This is a genomic window from Streptomyces marinisediminis (assembly GCF_026262575.1).
Classification (GTDB): Bacteria; Actinomycetota; Actinomycetes; order Streptomycetales; family Streptomycetaceae; genus Streptomyces; species Streptomyces marinisediminis.
The window spans coordinates 28757-44070 of sequence record NZ_JAPKFL010000016.1; the positions used below are offsets into that span (position 1 = coordinate 28757).

At 76.4% G+C, this 15314-nt stretch carries 16 protein-coding genes; 9 read left to right on the forward strand and 7 right to left on the reverse strand.

Annotated features, from left to right (window positions below; genetic code table 11):
* Positions 1 to 128: 128 nt before the first annotated feature.
* The 3 genes from OSB71_RS14785 to OSB71_RS14795 all read left to right on the forward strand — a co-directional run bounded on the left by OSB71_RS14785 (position 129) and on the right by OSB71_RS14795 (position 3064).
* Positions 129 to 1712, forward strand: a complete 1584-nt coding sequence (locus OSB71_RS14785; RefSeq protein ID WP_265948394.1) for an ABC transporter substrate-binding protein — start codon at positions 129 to 131, stop codon at positions 1710 to 1712.
* Between the two features lie 99 nt (positions 1713 to 1811).
* Positions 1812 to 2483, forward strand: a complete 672-nt coding sequence (gene ung, locus OSB71_RS14790; protein WP_265948579.1) for a uracil-DNA glycosylase — start codon at positions 1812 to 1814, stop codon at positions 2481 to 2483.
* Positions 2484 to 2581: 98 nt separating this feature from the next.
* Positions 2582 to 3064 (forward strand): hypothetical protein, encoded by a 483-nt coding sequence (locus OSB71_RS14795; RefSeq protein ID WP_265948396.1) that lies wholly within the window; start codon positions 2582 to 2584, stop codon positions 3062 to 3064.
* A gap of 357 nt (positions 3065 to 3421) precedes the next feature.
* Here the strand turns inward: OSB71_RS14795 and OSB71_RS14800 are convergent, their stop codons facing one another.
* On the reverse strand, positions 3422 to 3871 hold the full coding sequence (locus tag OSB71_RS14800; RefSeq protein ID WP_265948397.1) for a hypothetical protein: 450 nt from the start codon (positions 3869 to 3871) through the stop codon (positions 3422 to 3424).
* 465 nt (positions 3872 to 4336) lie between these two features.
* Here OSB71_RS14800 and OSB71_RS14805 point away from each other — a divergent pair, with 465 nt between their 5' ends.
* Positions 4337 to 5242, forward strand: a complete 906-nt coding sequence (locus OSB71_RS14805; RefSeq protein ID WP_265948399.1) for a Gfo/Idh/MocA family protein — start codon at positions 4337 to 4339, stop codon at positions 5240 to 5242.
* Here the strand turns inward: OSB71_RS14805 and lnt are convergent.
* The 3 genes from lnt to OSB71_RS14820 form a co-directional block, all read right to left on the reverse strand.
* Positions 5214 to 6728 (reverse strand): apolipoprotein N-acyltransferase, encoded by a 1515-nt coding sequence (gene lnt / locus OSB71_RS14810; protein WP_265948401.1) that lies wholly within the window; start codon positions 6726 to 6728, stop codon positions 5214 to 5216. The genes OSB71_RS14805 and lnt overlap by 29 nt on opposite strands.
* A 91-nt stretch (positions 6729 to 6819) precedes the next feature.
* Complete coding sequence (locus tag OSB71_RS14815) at positions 6820 to 7710, reverse strand: undecaprenyl-diphosphate phosphatase (RefSeq protein ID WP_265948403.1); 891 nt, start codon at positions 7708 to 7710, stop codon at positions 6820 to 6822.
* Between the two features lie 196 nt (positions 7711 to 7906).
* Positions 7907 to 8689: a TVP38/TMEM64 family protein gene (locus OSB71_RS14820; RefSeq protein ID WP_323055295.1), complete on the reverse strand. Its 783-nt coding sequence runs from the start codon at positions 8687 to 8689 to the stop codon at positions 7907 to 7909.
* 130 nt (positions 8690 to 8819) lie between these two features.
* Here OSB71_RS14820 and OSB71_RS14825 point away from each other — a divergent pair, with 130 nt between their 5' ends.
* Positions 8820 to 9662 (forward strand): spermidine synthase, encoded by an 843-nt coding sequence (locus OSB71_RS14825; RefSeq protein WP_265948405.1) that lies wholly within the window; start codon positions 8820 to 8822, stop codon positions 9660 to 9662.
* On the opposite strand, the gene OSB71_RS14830 is transcribed toward OSB71_RS14825, so the two are convergent.
* Together OSB71_RS14830 and OSB71_RS14835 are read right to left on the reverse strand one after the other, a co-directional pair.
* Positions 9602 to 10966 carry an MFS transporter gene (locus OSB71_RS14830; protein ID WP_265948407.1) on the reverse strand — a complete coding sequence of 455 codons (1365 nt, stop codon included), beginning with the start codon at positions 10964 to 10966 and terminating at the stop codon, positions 9602 to 9604. The two genes, OSB71_RS14825 and OSB71_RS14830, sit on opposite strands and share 61 nt — an antisense overlap.
* The gene (locus tag OSB71_RS14835; protein ID WP_265948409.1) at positions 10963 to 12036 is read right to left on the reverse strand and encodes a DUF8017 domain-containing protein; all 1074 of its coding nucleotides are present in this window, start codon (positions 12034 to 12036) and stop codon (positions 10963 to 10965) included. Before OSB71_RS14835 ends, OSB71_RS14830 begins: the two co-directional genes overlap by 4 nt.
* A 160-nt stretch (positions 12037 to 12196) precedes the next feature.
* Here OSB71_RS14835 and OSB71_RS14840 point away from each other — a divergent pair, with 160 nt between their 5' ends.
* The 3 genes from OSB71_RS14840 to OSB71_RS14850 all read left to right on the forward strand — a co-directional run bounded on the left by OSB71_RS14840 (position 12197) and on the right by OSB71_RS14850 (position 13993).
* A complete protein-coding gene (locus tag OSB71_RS14840; protein WP_265948411.1) occupies positions 12197 to 12649 on the forward strand; it encodes a DUF4442 domain-containing protein in 453 nt (150 codons plus the stop codon).
* 62 nt (positions 12650 to 12711) lie between these two features.
* Complete coding sequence (locus OSB71_RS14845; RefSeq protein WP_265948413.1) at positions 12712 to 13251, forward strand: gamma carbonic anhydrase family protein; 540 nt, start codon at positions 12712 to 12714, stop codon at positions 13249 to 13251.
* Between the two features lies 1 nt (position 13252).
* Positions 13253 to 13993, forward strand: coding sequence for an acyltransferase (locus tag OSB71_RS14850; protein WP_265948414.1), 741 nt, complete (start codon positions 13253 to 13255; stop codon positions 13991 to 13993).
* 50 nt (positions 13994 to 14043) lie between these two features.
* On the opposite strand, the gene OSB71_RS14855 is transcribed toward OSB71_RS14850, so the two are convergent.
* On the reverse strand, positions 14044 to 14460 hold the full coding sequence (locus OSB71_RS14855) for a CoA-binding protein (protein WP_265948415.1): 417 nt from the start codon (positions 14458 to 14460) through the stop codon (positions 14044 to 14046).
* 166 nt (positions 14461 to 14626) lie between these two features.
* Between OSB71_RS14855 and OSB71_RS14860 the strand changes: the two genes are divergently transcribed.
* Positions 14627 to 15250 (forward strand): YigZ family protein, encoded by a 624-nt coding sequence (locus OSB71_RS14860; protein WP_265948417.1) that lies wholly within the window; start codon positions 14627 to 14629, stop codon positions 15248 to 15250.
* The last annotated feature ends 64 nt before the right edge of the window (positions 15251 to 15314 follow it).

Genomic DNA, 15314 nt, shown 5'->3' on the forward strand with positions numbered 1-15314 from the left:
GGGGGGTCCGCCCGCCGCACCGGTGCGCTCTGCGCGGGGCCGCAAGGGGCGCGCCACGCCCGCCCGCAGTCGGCGAACACCGTCGCGCGCCGTTCAGCAGTGGCCCCCGCCCACCGAGGAGCGTGCACGTGTTCAGCCGCAAGAAGCTTCTCCGCCGCTTGGCGATGATTCCGGCGGTCGCCGTGCTCGCCGGCTGCGCCTCGCTGACCGGGGGAAGCGACGAACAGGACGAGGCGATCGTCGTCGGGACGACGAGCAAGCCGACCGCGCTGGACCCGGCCGGCGCCTGGGACGGTTCGTGGGAGCTGTACCGCAACATCTACCAGACGCTCCTGTACTTCCCGAAGTCCAGCGGGACGCCGCAGCCCGACGCCGCGGAGAGCTGCGGCTTCACGGACAACGCCAGCCAGCTCTACCGCTGCACGCTCAAGGACGGGCTCACCTTCGCCAACGGCAACGCGCTCGACGCCCAGGCGGTCAAGCACTCCTTCGAGCGAACCCTGGCCATCAAGGACCCGGGCGGTCCGCGGCAGCTCCTGGAATCCATCGACCGCATCGAGACCGACGGCGACGCCACGGTCGTCTTCCACCTGAAGAAGTCGAACGCGACCTTCCCGCTCATCCTCGCCACGCCCGCGGCCTCCCTCGTCGACCCGGAGACCTTCCCGGCCGACCGGCTGCTGGAGTCCGACGAGATCGTCGCCTCCGGGCCGTACAAGCTGGCGCACTACGACCCCCGCGAGCGGGCCGAGCTGGTGCGCAACGAGCGGTACGGGGGCCCGGCCAAGCTGCACAACGACGCGGTGACCATCCGCTACTTCGACGACTCCGGGCCGATGCTCGAGGCGTTGGAGAACCGCGAGATCGACCTCACCTACCGCGGCCTGTCCCCGGAGCAGATCACCGCCGTCCAGGAGGGGCGGACGGAGAACGCCGACATCTCCCTGCACGAAGCCGTCGGCACCGAGATCCGCTACCTGGTCTTCAACCCGGCCTTCGAGGGCGCCGAGCAGCCGGCCGTGCGGCAGGCCATCGCCCAGCTTATCGACCGCAAGACGCTGGTGCGCGAGGTCTACCAGCGCACCGCCGAACCGCTGTACTCGATGGTCCCCGGCGGCATCACCGGCCACACCAGCGCGTTCTTCGACGCCTACGGCGAGCCCAGCCAGGACAAGGCCGAGCAGCTCCTCGCCGACGCCGGTGTCAGCACGCCCGTGCGGCTCACCCTCTCCTACAACACCGACCGCTACGGCTCCAGCACGGCGGCGGAGTTCCAGGAGATACAGCGGCAGCTCAACGACTCGGGCCTGTTCGACGTGGAGATCCAGGGGCAGGAGTGGGAGGCCTTCCAGGACGGCATCGAGGGCGGCGAGTACGCGGTGTTCGGCCGCGGCTGGTTCCCCGACTTCCCGGACGCCGACAACTACATCGGCCCCTTCGTCGGCCCCAACCCCTCCGTCGGCGTTCCCTACGAGGACGAACGGCTCACCGGCACGCTGCTGCCCGAGTCGCGCCGCGAGAGCGACCGCGCCGCGGCGGGGGAGACGCTCAAGGAGGCCCAGCGCCTGATCGCCGAAGACGCCCGCCTGCTGCCGCTGTGGCAGGGCCGGGTCTACATCGCGGCGCACAACGAGATCGCCGGCATCGAGTGGACCATCGACGCCTCGACGATCATGCGCGTGTGGGAGCTGCACCGCAAGGAGAGCTGGTAACGGCGTTGTCGGTGCCGACCGGTACGTTCGGTGGTGCCCCGGGAGCCCGCCCGGGGCACCACTGCGCAACGCGTACCGAGGGGTGACGACGTGAACGGCATGCTGCCCGCCTCCTGGCAGGACGTGCTCGGCGACGAGCTGGACAAGCCCTACTTCAAGGAGCTGACGGAGTTCGTCGAGGAGGAGCGTGCGCGCGGGCCGGTCTACCCGCCGCGCGAGGAGGTCTTCGCGGCGCTGGAGGCCACCCCCTACCAGGACGTGAAGGTCCTGGTGCTCGGTCAGGACCCGTACCACGGGCCAGGGCAGGGGCACGGGCTGTGCTTCTCGGTGCGGCCCGGCGTGCGGGTGCCGCCGTCCCTGCGCAACCTCTACCGCGAGCTCCACGACGACCTGGGCGTCCCCGTGCCGGACAACGGCTACCTCATGCCGTGGGCCCGGCAGGGCGTGCTGCTGCTCAACGCGGTGCTGACGGTGCGCGGCGGCGAGGCGAACTCCCACAAGAACAAGGGCTGGGAGCAGTTCACCGACGCGGTGATACGGGCCGTGGCGGACCGGCGCGATCCGGCCGTCTTCGTGCTGTGGGGCAACTACGCCCAGAAGAAGCTGCGGCTCATCGACACCGAGCGCCACGCGGTGGTCGCCGGAGCGCACCCCTCGCCGCTGTCGGCGCGGAAGTTCTTCGGGTCGCGCCCGTTCAGCCAGATCGACGAGGCCGTCGCCGCCCAGGGGCACACACCGATCGACTGGCGCATCCCGGACCTGGCCGACTGACTCCCCCCGCACGCCCGGTGGCGCCCACCGCGCCGCCCGGCGAGCCCCCGCCGCTCACCACCGGGGCCGGTTCGCGCCGGCCGCCGGGGAGGAGGACCGTGACCGAGCGAGACCACGCGCACGACACCGAGGACCTGACGACCCGCATCGGGCAGGTGATCATGCTGCTGCACGGCGGGGACCGCGAGGAGGCCCGCAACCGTTTCGCGGCCCTGTGGTCCGAACTGGCGGTCGGCGGTGACCTGTTCCACCAGGTCACCGTGGCGCACTACATGGCGGACGCCCAGGACGACCCGGCCGCCGAGCTGGCCTGGGATCTGCGGGCCCTCGGCGCGGCGCAGGCACTGACCGAGACGGAGGTGTCCTGGGGCGGCCACGCGATCGCCGTGCGCGCCCTGTACCCCTCGCTCTACCTCAACCTGGCCGCGGACTACCTGAAGCTGCGGGACCGTTCGGCCGCCCGGCGCGAGCTGGACCGCTGCCAGGCGGTGCTCGGCACCCTGGACGACGACGCGTACGGCAACGGCGTCCGCGCCGCGGCCGCCCGCCTGGAGACCCGGTTGTCCGCCGATCCCTCCTGACCCCGCGCCGACCGCCCCGCGCCGACCGCCCCGCGCCGCCCGGCGCGCACCGGGCGGCGCGGGGCGCGAAGCCGTGGCGGGCCCTGGCGGCGCGCGGGCCGGCCGGTGGGCTGGCCGGCCGATGCGCGCCGCGTGGGGCGCCCGGGGCACACCACCGGGCCTCGCGGTCGCGCCGATCGGGGCGGGCGTACCGGACGCCGGGGCGCGCGGGCGGGCCGGTGCGCCCGGGCGAGCCCGGTGGCGCGACCGGGGAAACGCGCCGGTGGGGCGCGGGAGGCGCGGGGCGCCCGGCGGCGCGGTGGGCGCGCACCGGAAGGGCGCGGGCCCGGGAGCGCGGCGGCCGTGCGGGGGCGCGGCTCAGCCGCCGTCGTAAACCTCCCGGCACAGGCGGTTCGCCGGGCCGTCCGGCGCCCAGCGCCCGTACCTCTCGCCCAGGTCACACACCTGCTCCCACGGCGGCACGGTGGTGCGGGGCGTGGCCGGGGGAGCGGGCGCCGCGCGGGTGGGGGCGGCGCCGGGGGACGCGGGGGGCGCGACGGCGGTGGGCCGGGCCCGCGGCGGACGGGGCGGCGGCGACGCGGTGGGCGGTGTCCGAACCGGGGCGGAGGTGGCCGGACGCGGCCGCGGCACGGTGACGGCCTCGCGCGCCGGGGGCCGGGGCGAGGAGGAGGCGCGCTCGGGCACCGTCACGCCGGGGGCACCGTGCGGCCGCGGTTCGGGCGCGGCGGGCGCGGGGACGGTGACACACCCCGACGCTCCGGCCAGGGCGGCTCCGGCCAGCAGCAGGACTCGCGGTACACCTCGCACCCGGCCCACTGTGCCGCGCGCGGCGCCCCGCGTCATCTCCCCGCAGGGGTGAACGCGGCGGCATGCCCTTAACGCCTCCGGGGCCTCAACGCCTCCGGGGCCTCAACGCCTCCGGGGTGCGGGCCGGGCGGGCGCCCGGCGCGCGAAGTCCGTCCGGCCCGCTACGGACCGTCCGGCCGGCCGCGCCGGTACGCGCACCGTCGGCGTCACCGCGCGGAGGGAGCCGACGCCGCACGGGAAGCGGCGGCCCCGTCCCAGGGGCGGGGCCGCCGCGTGGCGCGGCCCGGCCGGGGCGCCGCGCGGCGCTTCCGGCCCGGCCCGCACCGCCGCCGCGCCGGCGGGCCGCCCGGCCGCGCACCCGCGGCGGCATCGCCGACGGGAGTCGGCCGCCGCACACGTATGCTGCCCCGGGGCGGGGCGCCGCGGCGTGGCCCGCGACGGCGATCGAGGCGAGGGAGCGCGCACGTGAGGGTCGGCATCATCGGTCTGGGCGACATCGCCCGCAAGGCGTACCTGCCGGTCATCGCGGCGCAGCCCGGCATCGAGCCGCACCTGCACACCCGCACCCCCGCCACGCTGCACCACACCGGTGACGCGCACCGCGTCCCGCCGGAGCACCGCCACGCCACGCTGCCGGAGCTGCTGGCGGCGGACCTGGACGCGGCCTTCGTGCACGCCCCCACCGCCGCCCACCCCGCCCTGGTGACGGAGCTGCTCCGGGCGGGCGTGCCGACGTACGTCGACAAGCCGCTCGCCTACGACATCGACGCCGCGCGGCGGATGACGGCGCTGGCCGAGGAGCGCGGCGTCAGCCTCGCCGTCGGTTTCAACCGGCGCTTCGCGCCTGGCTACGCTCAGTGCCGCGAGCACCCGCGTGACCTCATCCTGATGCAGAAGAACCGGGTCGGGCTGCCCGAGGAGCCGCGGCCGATGGTCTACGACGACTTCATCCACGTCGTGGACACCCTGCGCTTCCTCCTGCCGGGCCCCTGCGACCGGGTGGACGTGCGGGCACGGCAGGAGGACGGGCTGCTGCACCACGTCGTCCTCCAGCTCTCGGGCGAGTCCTGCACCGCGATCGGCGTCATGAACCGCCTCTCGGGCTCGGCCGAGGAGGTGCTGGAGGTCTCGGGGAAGGACACCAAGCGGGAGGTGCGCAATCTCGCGGAGGTGATCGACCACAGGGGCCAGCCCAGCGTCCGGCGCCGTGGGGACTGGGTCCCGGTGGCCCGTCAGCGCGGGATCGAGCAGGCCGTGCTCGCCTTCCTGGACGCGGTGCGCGAGGGCCGCACGCTCAGCGCCCGTGACGCGCTGCGCACCCACGAGCTGTGCGAGCAGGTCGTCACGGCCGTGGAGCGGGGCGCGGCCTGAGCGCCGGGCGCGCCCGGCGGACGAGCGCGCCCGCGCCCGCCGCGGCCAGCGCGCCCAGCGACAGCCACACCGGCCACGGGCCCAGCCGCACGAACACCGTCCGCCCCTCGGCCAGCGGCACCGGGTAGACCCGGGCGGTGCTCGCGCCCAGGTCCAGCCGGGGCCCGGTCCGCGCTCCGTCCGGCCCGAACACGGCGGTGACCCCCGTCAGCGTGGCGTGCACCATCGGACGGCCGGTCTCGGCCGCCCGCAGCGCCCCGAGCGAGGCGTGCTGCGCGGGGGCCCAGGTGTCCTGGAAGCTGCTCGTCGCGGACTGGCCCACCAGGACCTGCGCGCCCTCGCGCACCAGGTGCCGGCCCATGTCCGCGAACGCCGTCTCGAAGCAGATCAGCGGGCCCACGCGCAGCCCGTCCGCGTCCAGCACGACCGGTTCCGTGCCCCGGCGGCGGTCCACGTCGGCGGCGTCCCCGACCCGAGTCGCCCAGCCCAGCAGGGAGCGCAGCGGCACGTACTCGCCGAAGGGGACCAGCCGCATCTTGTCGTACCGGGCGCCGCTCGGGCCGCCGTCGTCGAGCAGCACGGAGCTCTTGTAGATGCCGGGCCCGCCCTGCCGCCGGGCGTCGACGTTCACCAGCAGCGGCGCCCCGACCTCGGCCGAGAGCGCGGCGAGCTCGGCCGTGCGGCCGGGCCGGGAGAAGAGGTCGAAGCCGACGCTGCTCTCCGCCCACACCACCAGGTCCACGTCCCGGCCCGCCAGCTCCCGGGTCAGGTCCACCCCGCGCGCGAAGCGGGACTCGGCGGCGTCCAGCCGGCCCGGCTGCACCACGGCGATCCGCGCCTCCGCCCGCGCCGGGGGCGGGGCCGCCCACGCCCAGGCGCCGAGCGCCGCGAGCCCGCAGCACCCCAGCGCCGCGAGCGCCACGAGCCGGCCCCGGGCGGGGCCGCGGGCCACCAGTACCGTCACCGCGACGTTGACGGCGACCACCAGCCAACCCACCAGCCACACCCCGCCCAGCGACGCCAGGCGGAGCGCGGGCGTCCACTGCCACTGGCTCGCCCCGAGCATCCCCCACGGCCCGCCCGCGTACTCCCAGGAGCGCACCAGCTCGGCCGCCAGCCAGCCCGAGGGCAGCAGCACCACCGCCGCCAGCACCCGCCGGGGCCCGGGGGAGCCGGCCAGCAGCCGGTGGGCCAGCCACCCCCAGGGCGCCCACAGCAGGCCCACCAGCGCCGCGAGCGGGAGGAGGAAGACGTGCAGGTGCGGGGCCAGCCAGTGGTGCGTGGCCAGGACGAAGCCCGTCCCGCCCAGCCAGCCGTGCACCGCGGCCCGCCGGCCGCCCGGGGCCGCGCGCAGGATGAGCAGCCACGGCACCAGGGCGGCGTGGGCCAGCCACCACAGCGCGGGCTGGGGGAACGCGGCGGCGGGCAGGGCGCCCGCCAGGAGCGCCGCGGGCGCGTGCCACCACCGCGCGGGTGTACGCCTCATCCGCGTGCCCTCCCGTCCCGGCGGCCAGGGACACTACCCAGTGTGCCCCGGTCGGGCGCCCGGGCGGCGGAAGCGGGGCGCTCCCGGGGCGTCAGCCGATGTCACTGCCCGCCAGCGGGTCGAGCACGCCGAGCCAGACCAGCGCGAGCACCACGCTGCCCAGCAGCACGCGGTAGATCACGAAGGGCAGGAAGCTGCGGTGGGAGATGAAGCGCATGAACCACGCAATCACGGCGTAGCCGACCAGGCCGCTCACGAGGGTCGCCAGGGCCGTCGGGCCCCAGTCCACGTGGCTGCCCTCCTCGCCGATGGCCGTCAGCTCGTACGCGCCCGAGGCGAGCACGGCGGGGATGGCCAGCAGGAAGGAGTACCGGGCGGCGGCGGCGCGGTTGTAGCCGAGGAACAGGCCGCCGGTGATCGTCGAACCCGACCGGGACATGCCGGGGATCAGCGCGAGCGCCTGGCAGAAGCCGAACAGGACGCCGTCGCGGACGGTCAGGTCCTGGAGGTCCTTGGGCGGACGCACGGCGCGGTGCCGCCCGCCCTTCTCGGCCCGCTGCGCCGCCCGCGACGCCATCCGGTCGGCGACCCCGAGGACGATGCCCAGGACGATGAGGCTGGAGGCGATGAGCCGCAGGTCGCGGAAGGGGCCCTCGATGTGGTCCTTGAACAGCAGCCCCAGCACACCGATCGGCAGGGTGCCGACGAGCACGAGCCAGCCCATCCGGGCGTCCAGCGTCTTGCGCACCGCCTTGTCGCTCAGCGAGCGCCACCAGGCACCGACGATGCGGCCGATGTCCTTGCGGAAGTAGATCAGCACGGCCGTCTCGGTGCCGATCTGGGCGACCGCGGTGAAGGCCGCGCCCGGGTCCGGCCAGCCCGCGGCGACGGCCGCCAGGCGCAGGTGCGCGCTGGAGGAGACGGGCAGGAACTCCGTCAGCCCCTGGACGATCCCGAGGATGAATGATTCGAACCAGGTCATGTCGGGATGCGCTCGTCCTTGTAGTCGGGGAGGGAGGGACAGGGGAAAGGCGGTCTCGGGGAGGGTCGGCCGGCCGGGCCGGGCCGGTCCGGTGCGGGCTGCGGGGCCGGGGTGCGGCGCGGCGCCCGGCGGGGGCCCGGCGGCGGCCGCGCCCGGTGGCGCGCGAGCCGGTTCAGATGCTACGTCCGGTGCGGCCTCATCCCGTCACCGGTGTCGGCACCCGGCACGCCGCCCGGCGCCGTCGGGCCCGCAGGTACCAGGCGAGCCCGACGGCGCCGAGGCCGGTGACGGCGAGGAAGGCGGAGGCGGCCAGGAACGCGGGCGAGGTCGGATCGTTCGCCCGGCTGCCGGCCACCGCGTACGCCGCGGTGCTGGGCAGCGTGCCGACGGCGGTCCCGGCCACGATCGCGGGCCACCGGAGGCGGCTCAGCGCGGCGGCGTAGTTGGACAGGGCGAAGGGCACGCCCGGCAGCATCCGCAGGACCAGCACGGCGCGGAACCCCTCGCGGCTCAGCAGCCGGTCGGCCGCGGCGAGGCGGCGCCCGCGCAGCAGCGGCCGCAGGGCGTCCCGGCCCAGCAGCCGCCCCAGGCCGAAGGCGGCGGCCGTGCCCAGCACCGAGCCGGCCAGGGACGCGGCCGTGCCCAGCCCGGCACCGAAGAGCGCCCCCGCGGCCAGCGACAGCACCGGACGCGGCACGAACGCGGCCGTGGCCAGGCCGTAGGCGAGCGTGAAGCCGGTCAGCGCCGTGCCCGCCGGGAGGTGCGCCGTCCACGAGCCGGTCACCAGCCGCTGCGGCTCGTGCAGCAGCCCGGCCGCCACGGCCGCCGCCAGCAGCGCGAGCAGCAGCGCGCACTTGAGCCAGGCCGAGCTCAGCGCGGCGGCGACGCGTACACGCGGCCGCCCGGCGGTGGTTGACGTCGCGTCAGGCGGCGCGACCGCGGCCGCGCCGGGAAGCGGGGGAGGGGCGGGGGCGAGCACCGGGTGAGATTAACCCACCCAGGTGAAGCGCGGAGGTCGGTACGGTGACGCGGCGGTGGCCGCGCCGCTCGCCGATCGCACCGGTCGCCGCCGGTGCCGCGCGGACCCGGGCGTCCCCCACAATGGGGCGGTGAACTCCTCCCTGCCCGTCGTCCGTGCCGTGGACCAGGGCACCGCACGCCTGCTCCCCGACGTGGACCGCCCGCACGCGTGGCTGCTGACCGTCGACGACGCGCCGCAGTCCTACGTCGACCTGCGCGACCCCGGCCACCTGGAGTTCGAGTACACCCGGCGCATCGGCCACCTCATCGACGCGGTGCCGGGGCCGGGCCCGCTGGACGCGCTGCACCTGGGCGCCGGCGCGCTGACCCTGCCCCGCTACACCGAGGCGACGCGCCCCGGCTCCCGGCAGCGGGCGGTGGACGCCGACGCGGCGCTGCTCGCCCTGGTCACCGCGCACCTGCCGCTGCCGCCCGGCACCGGTGTCGAGGTCCGGGCCGAGGACGCGCGCGCGGCGCTCGCCGGCTCGGCTCCGGCCGCCTGGGACCTGATCGTCGCGGACGTCTTCGGCGGCTCGCGCATCCCGGCGCCGCTGACCACCGCCGAGTGCGCCCGGGCCGCCGCCCGCGCCCTGCGCCCGCATGGCGTCTACGTGGCCAACCTCGCCGATGCCGCACCGTTCACCTTCCTCGGCTCCCAGGTGGCGTCCTGCGCGCTGGCGTTCACCGACGTGTGCGTCGTCGCCGAGCCCGCCGTGCTGCGCGGGCGCCGGTTCGGCAACCTGGTGCTGGCCGCCTCCCACGCGCCGCTGCCGCTGGCCGACCTGGCCCGGCGCTGCGCGGGCGACGCCTTCCCGGCCCGCGTCGTCCACGGTCCGGCGCTGCGCCGGCTGGCCGCGGGCGCGCGTCCGCTTCACGACGGGGCGGCCGGGCCGTCGCCCGAGCCGCCGGCCGGGGCCTTCAGCATCGGCTGAGCCGGGTCGGGCCCCGCCGCGGCCGCCGCCACCGCGCCGTCGGCCGGGCCGCCCCCGCCCGGCTCGCGTCGCCGCAGCCGCCGCACCTCCGGGACGCACAGGACCGCGGCGGTCAGCGCCACGACGAGGGCCGAACAGCCCCACAGCGCCGCGTCGGTCCCCACGCGTTCGGCCACCGGACCGGCCGCCGCGGTGGCCGCCGGCACGAGGGCGAGCGAGCCGAGCCAGTCGTAGGCGGCCACCCGGGAGAACCGGTCCTCCGGCACCTCCTGGTGGAGCGCCGTCATCCACGTCACCGCGAAGACCTCCACGGAGACGCCGCTGACGAACATCACGGCCGCGAGCCCCGGGGCGCCCACGGGCACGGCCAGGGCGGCCGACGGGAGGGCGAGCGGGAAGACGCACAGGGCGCCGGCCAGCAGCAGCCGGCGCGGCTTCCACCGGACCATGACCACCGCGCCGAGCACGGTGCCCGCGCCGAAGGCGGCCAGCGCTAGCCCCCACGGGCGGGCCCCGCCCAGGTGCTCCTCGGCCACCAGTGGCCCGTACACCGCCTCGGCGGCCGCGACGACGGCGTTGACCACGGCGAACTGGAGCACCACCGCCCACAGCCAGCGCCGCCCGGTCACCTCGCGCCAGCCCTCGCGCACGTCGTGCAGCAGGCTCCCGCCCGCCGCCGGTCGCCGGGTGGCGTCGACGTCCAGCAGGGCGCGCAGCGCGGCGGCCACCGCGAACGCCGCCGCGTCGACGGCGAGCACCCACCCGGGGCCGACCGCGGCCGTCATCGCCCCGCCCAGCGCCGCCCCGCCGATCCCGGCGCCGTTCACCCCCATGCGGAACACGGCGAACGCCCGCCCGGCCTGCTCGCCGCTGACGGTCGCCAGCACCATGCCCTCGGCGGCCGGGGCGAAGAAGGCCTGCCCGGTGCCGCCCAGGGCCGCGAGCACGGCCATCTGCCACACCTGCGCCTGGCCGGTGAGCACCAGCACGGCGAACAGTGCCTGGGAGGTGCAGTTGAGTGCGTTGGCGGCGACCATCACCCGGTGCCGCTGGAACCGGTCGGCGACCGCACCGCCCACGAACAGGAAGGCGACCAGCGGCACGGTGCGGGCGGCGGCGACCAGCCCCACGTCCCCGGCGCTGCCGCCCGCCTGGAGCACGGCGAACGCCGCCGCGATGAGCGCGCCCGCGCTGCCCAGCCCGGTGATGACGGCGGCGGACGTCAGCAGCGTGTAGTTGCGGCCCGCCCACGAGGGCCTGCGCGACCCGCTCCCGAAGGCCCGGGAACCGGTCGCCTGCCTCACGCCTCCCCGTCGCCCTCGGTGTAGGGGCGCAGGCTCGCGGTCATCTGGTCGATGACCTCCTGCGGCACCTCGTCCTCGACGCCGGTGTCCGAGATCAGCACCCACAGGCGCAGGTCGCGCGAGTCGTCGAGCCAGGAGATGGCGACGGACTTGCCGTCCGCCTCGCACTTGTTCGCCTTCTCGCCGCCGGTGTGGGTGGCGGTGGCGATGTGGCCCTCGATGCCGTGGTCGTTGCTGAAGGGCTCGGACTCCGTCCAGTCGACGAGCTCCTTGTCCTCACCGCCGTGGCGGTGGAAGACGAAGTTCTGGGCGGCCGCGAGCGCGGCCTCCTCGGTGTTCTTCGCCCCCTGCGCGCCCTTGGTGCCCACCACCGCGCGGGAGTAGGTCCCCTCGTCGGAGTCCCGGCACCAGTCTTCCTCCAGGAAGGCCGGGGCGCTCATGGCCACCGCCGGGGCCGGGATGAGGGCGTCCTCGGAGTCCTCCGCCTCGCCCCAGCCGACGATCGTGTCCTCGGTGGCCGGCTCCCACTCGCCGGGCACGTCGAACGCGCTGTTGTGCCTGCCGTTGACGACGACCTGCCAGCCGTCGACCACCGGTCGGGGCTCGCCGTCGTCGGCGTCCGGGTCGTCGGTCGGCTCGGCCGACTCGGACGGCTCCGAGGGGCTCGCCGAGGAGTCGGCGGACGGGCTCCCCCCGGCGGTGGGCCGTCCGCCGCCCTCGTCGTCGGACAGCAGCCACACGCCCGTGACCACGGCGCCGGCGATCACGGCCAGACAGACGGCGATGGCCAGGATGGTGTTGCGGGTGGCGTTCTTCGGCCGGCCCCCGTCCGGAGGGGGCGGGCCCGCCGGTGCCGTGGGCGGCCCCCAGGGCGGCTGGCCCGGCGGGTGCCCCGGCTGCGGGTAGGGGCCCGGCTGCCGCGGCGCGGGCGCGCCCTGCCCCGGGTAACCGGGCTGCTGCCCGCCCGGCTGCTGGTAGGGGTTGGGCTGCCCGTACCCACCGGGCTGCTGGTACGGGTTGGGTTCCTGCGGGTTCTGGCCGCCCCCGGGCTGCTGCTGTCCTGGCCACATGGCGTGCACTCTACGGACGGCTTCGCCCCTGGCCGCCGCCACCCCCGTTTTTCTTACGTGTTCGCGACATACACGGCCGGCCCCCGGGCGGGGATACGACCCGGAGAAGGGGCCGGGCAGGCCGGGTGCCCACAAGCTACTGACTGGTAATCTGACCGGCATGTCTGAGACCCAGCCCTCGATCGGCGAGCTCCTGACGGCCACCGTGCCGATGGTGCGCACCCTCAACCTCGAATACCTCGAAACCACTCCCGAGCGCGCGGTCCTGCGCCTGCCCGACCAGCCCGAGTACCACAACCACGTGGGCGGCCCGCACGCCGGCGCGATGTTCACGCTCGCCGAGTCGGCCAGCGGCGCCGTGGTCCTGGCCGCCTTCATGGACCAGCTCTCCCGCGCCGTGCCGCTGCCGGTGCGCGCGGAGACCACCTACAAGAAGCTCGCCAAGGGCCCGCTCACCGCGACCGCCGACCTCGGCCGGCCCATCGCCGAGGTGCTGGCGGAGCTCGACGCCGGCCGCCGCCCGGAGTTCCCGGTCACCGTCGACATCACCCGCGAGGACGGCGCCGTCACGGGCGACATGACGATCGTGTGGACGCTGCGCCCGAACTCCTGACGCCCGCGGTGGCATACGGTGCTGGCGGGCGCGCGACGGGGAAGAACCGGAAGGAGCTGGTGATGGCAGAGGCGTTGGTCGCGGCGGTGGGCGGCACCGAGCCCCGCGTCGACCCGGGGGCGTACACCGCGCCGACCTCCGTGGTGCTGGGCGACGTGGCACTGGCCGCGGGCGCGAGCGTCTGGTACCACGCGGTGGTGCGGGCCGACATGGGGCCGGTCGCCATCGGCCGGGACAGCAACATCCAGGACAACTGCACCGTGCACGTGGACCCCGGGTTCCCCGTCACCGTCGGCACCGGGGTGTCGGTCGGGCACAACGCCGTCCTGCACGGCTGCACCATCGAGGACGACGTCCTGGTGGGCATGGGCGCCACCGTGCTCAACGGCGCGGTCGTCGGCGCCGGCTCGCTGGTCGCCGCGCAGGCGCTGGTGCCGCAGGGCATGCGGGTGCCCCCGGGCTCGCTGGTGGCCGGAGTCCCCGCCCGGGTCCGGCGCGAGCTGACCGCGGAGGAACGCGAGCACATCCGCCTCAACGCCGCCGCCTACCGGGACCTGGCCGAGCGGCACCGGGCCGCGTTCGGCGGCGCCGAGGCGGGCTGAGGTGAACCGGCACACCGTCCTCGCCCTGCTCTCCCGGGCCGTGCACCGCGCCTGGCACTGGACGCAGCGGGCGGGGGCGGTGACCCGGGAGCGCCCGGGGCCCTACGCGTTCCGCCGCATCGGCTACGGCACCCGGCTCGCCTTCCCGCAGGGCACGATCTTCGGCGCGCCGTGGATCGAGCTGGGCGACCACTGCGTCGTCGGCGCCGAGGTGACGCTCACGGCGGGCATGATGCCGGGCCTGGACCTCGGCCCGCGCCCGCTGCTGCGGCTGGGCGACGGCGTCGTGCTGGGCCGGGGCAGCCACCTCGTCGCGCACGCGGAGGTCACCGTCGGCGACGACGTCTTCTTCGGCCCGTACTGCTACGTGACCTCCACCAACCACTCCTACGACGACCCCGAGGAGCCGGTCGGCAAGCAGTGGCCGCGCGCGGCCCCGGTGGAGATCGGCTCGGGGAGCTGGCTGGGCCACGGGGCCGTGGTGCTGCCGGGCGCCCGGCTCGGGCGCAACGTGGTGGTCGGCGCCGGTTCGGTGGTGCGCGGCGAGGTGCCCGACCACGCGGTGGTCGCCGGGGCCCCGGCGAAGGTCGTGCGGCGCTGGGACGCCGAGTCCGGCTGGCGGCCCCCGCTGCGCACGCCGCCCCCGGTGCCCGTACCCGAAGGCGTCACGCCCGAGCAGTTGCTCGCGCTCGCCGAGCCGCCCGAGGACGGGGCCCCGCCCCCGGAGCCGGGCCCGCGCTGAGTCCCGGTCCCACGCGTGGGACCCGGTCCCACGCGCCCGGGGACCGGCCGTCACAGCAGCGGCAGCTCGATCGCCGGGCAGCGGTCCATCACCATCTCCAGCCCCGCGGCCCGGGTGCGCGCGTAGGCGTCCACGTCCACCACGCCGAGCTGGAACCACACGCCGCGCGCCCCGACGGCCACGGCCTCGTCGGCCACCCGCCCGGCCAGCGAGGTGTTCACGAACACGTCCACCACGTCGACCGGGAACGGTATCTCGGCCAGACTCGCGTACCCGGGTTCGCCGTCCACCGCCTCCGCCCTCGGGTGCACCGGCACGACCCGCTTCCCGTGGCGGCGCAGCACCCGGGCGACGCCGTACGCCGCCCGCGCGGTGTTGTTCGACAGCCCGACCACCGCCCAGGTGTCTCCCAGTTCCGTGAGCATCCGGCGGACGGCCCGGTCGTCCGTGCGTACGTCGAGATCCATGCCCTCGACAACTCCCGGCCACGGTGGCGCATTCCCGACGGTGCCCGGAGCTTGTCCGGGCACCGGCCGCCGGGCCGGTCCGCCGCCGGGGCCGGTCCGCCGCCGGGTGCCCCGGGGACGCCCGCCCCGGGGCCCGGGCCCGCGTCCGGACCCATAGGCTGGCCGGATGCAGGACCAGTACCTGACCGTCGCGGCCGCCGGCGTCCACGAGACGGAGGTCAACCGGTCGCGCTTCGTGTGCGCGCTCGCCCCGGCCGCCACCGAGGCCGCGGCACGGGCCTTCCTCGCCCGCGTGCGCGCCGAGCACCCGGCGGCCTCCCACCACTGCTACGCCTACGTCGTCGGCGCCGCCGGGGAGGTCCAGAAGTCCGGTGACGACGGCGAGCCCGGCGGCACCGCGGGGGCGCCCATGCTGCAGATGCTGCTGCGCCGCGAGATCCGCTACGCCGTCGCCGTCGTCGCGCGCTACTTCGGCGGGACCAAGCTCGGCGCGGGCGGGCTCATCCGCGCCTACGGCGGTGCGGTGGGCGCCGCGCTGGACGCCGTGGGCACCACCGTCCGGCAACGCCGCCGGCACGCCACGCTCACCGTCGGCCACGACCGCGCCGGGCGGCTGGAGAACGACCTGCGCGCCACCGGGCACGAGGTCCGCGACGTGCGCTACGGCGCCGAGGTCACCTTCGACCTCGGCCTGCCCGCCGCCGGCGTGGAGGCCTTCCGCGCCTGGCTCGCCGACGCCACCGCGGGCACCGCCCGCCTGGAACTGCACGGCGACACCTACGGCCCCTGACGCCGCGCCGCGCGAAGGCCCGAGCAGGGCCCCGGGCGGCGGTGTCACCGGCAGCACTTAGGGT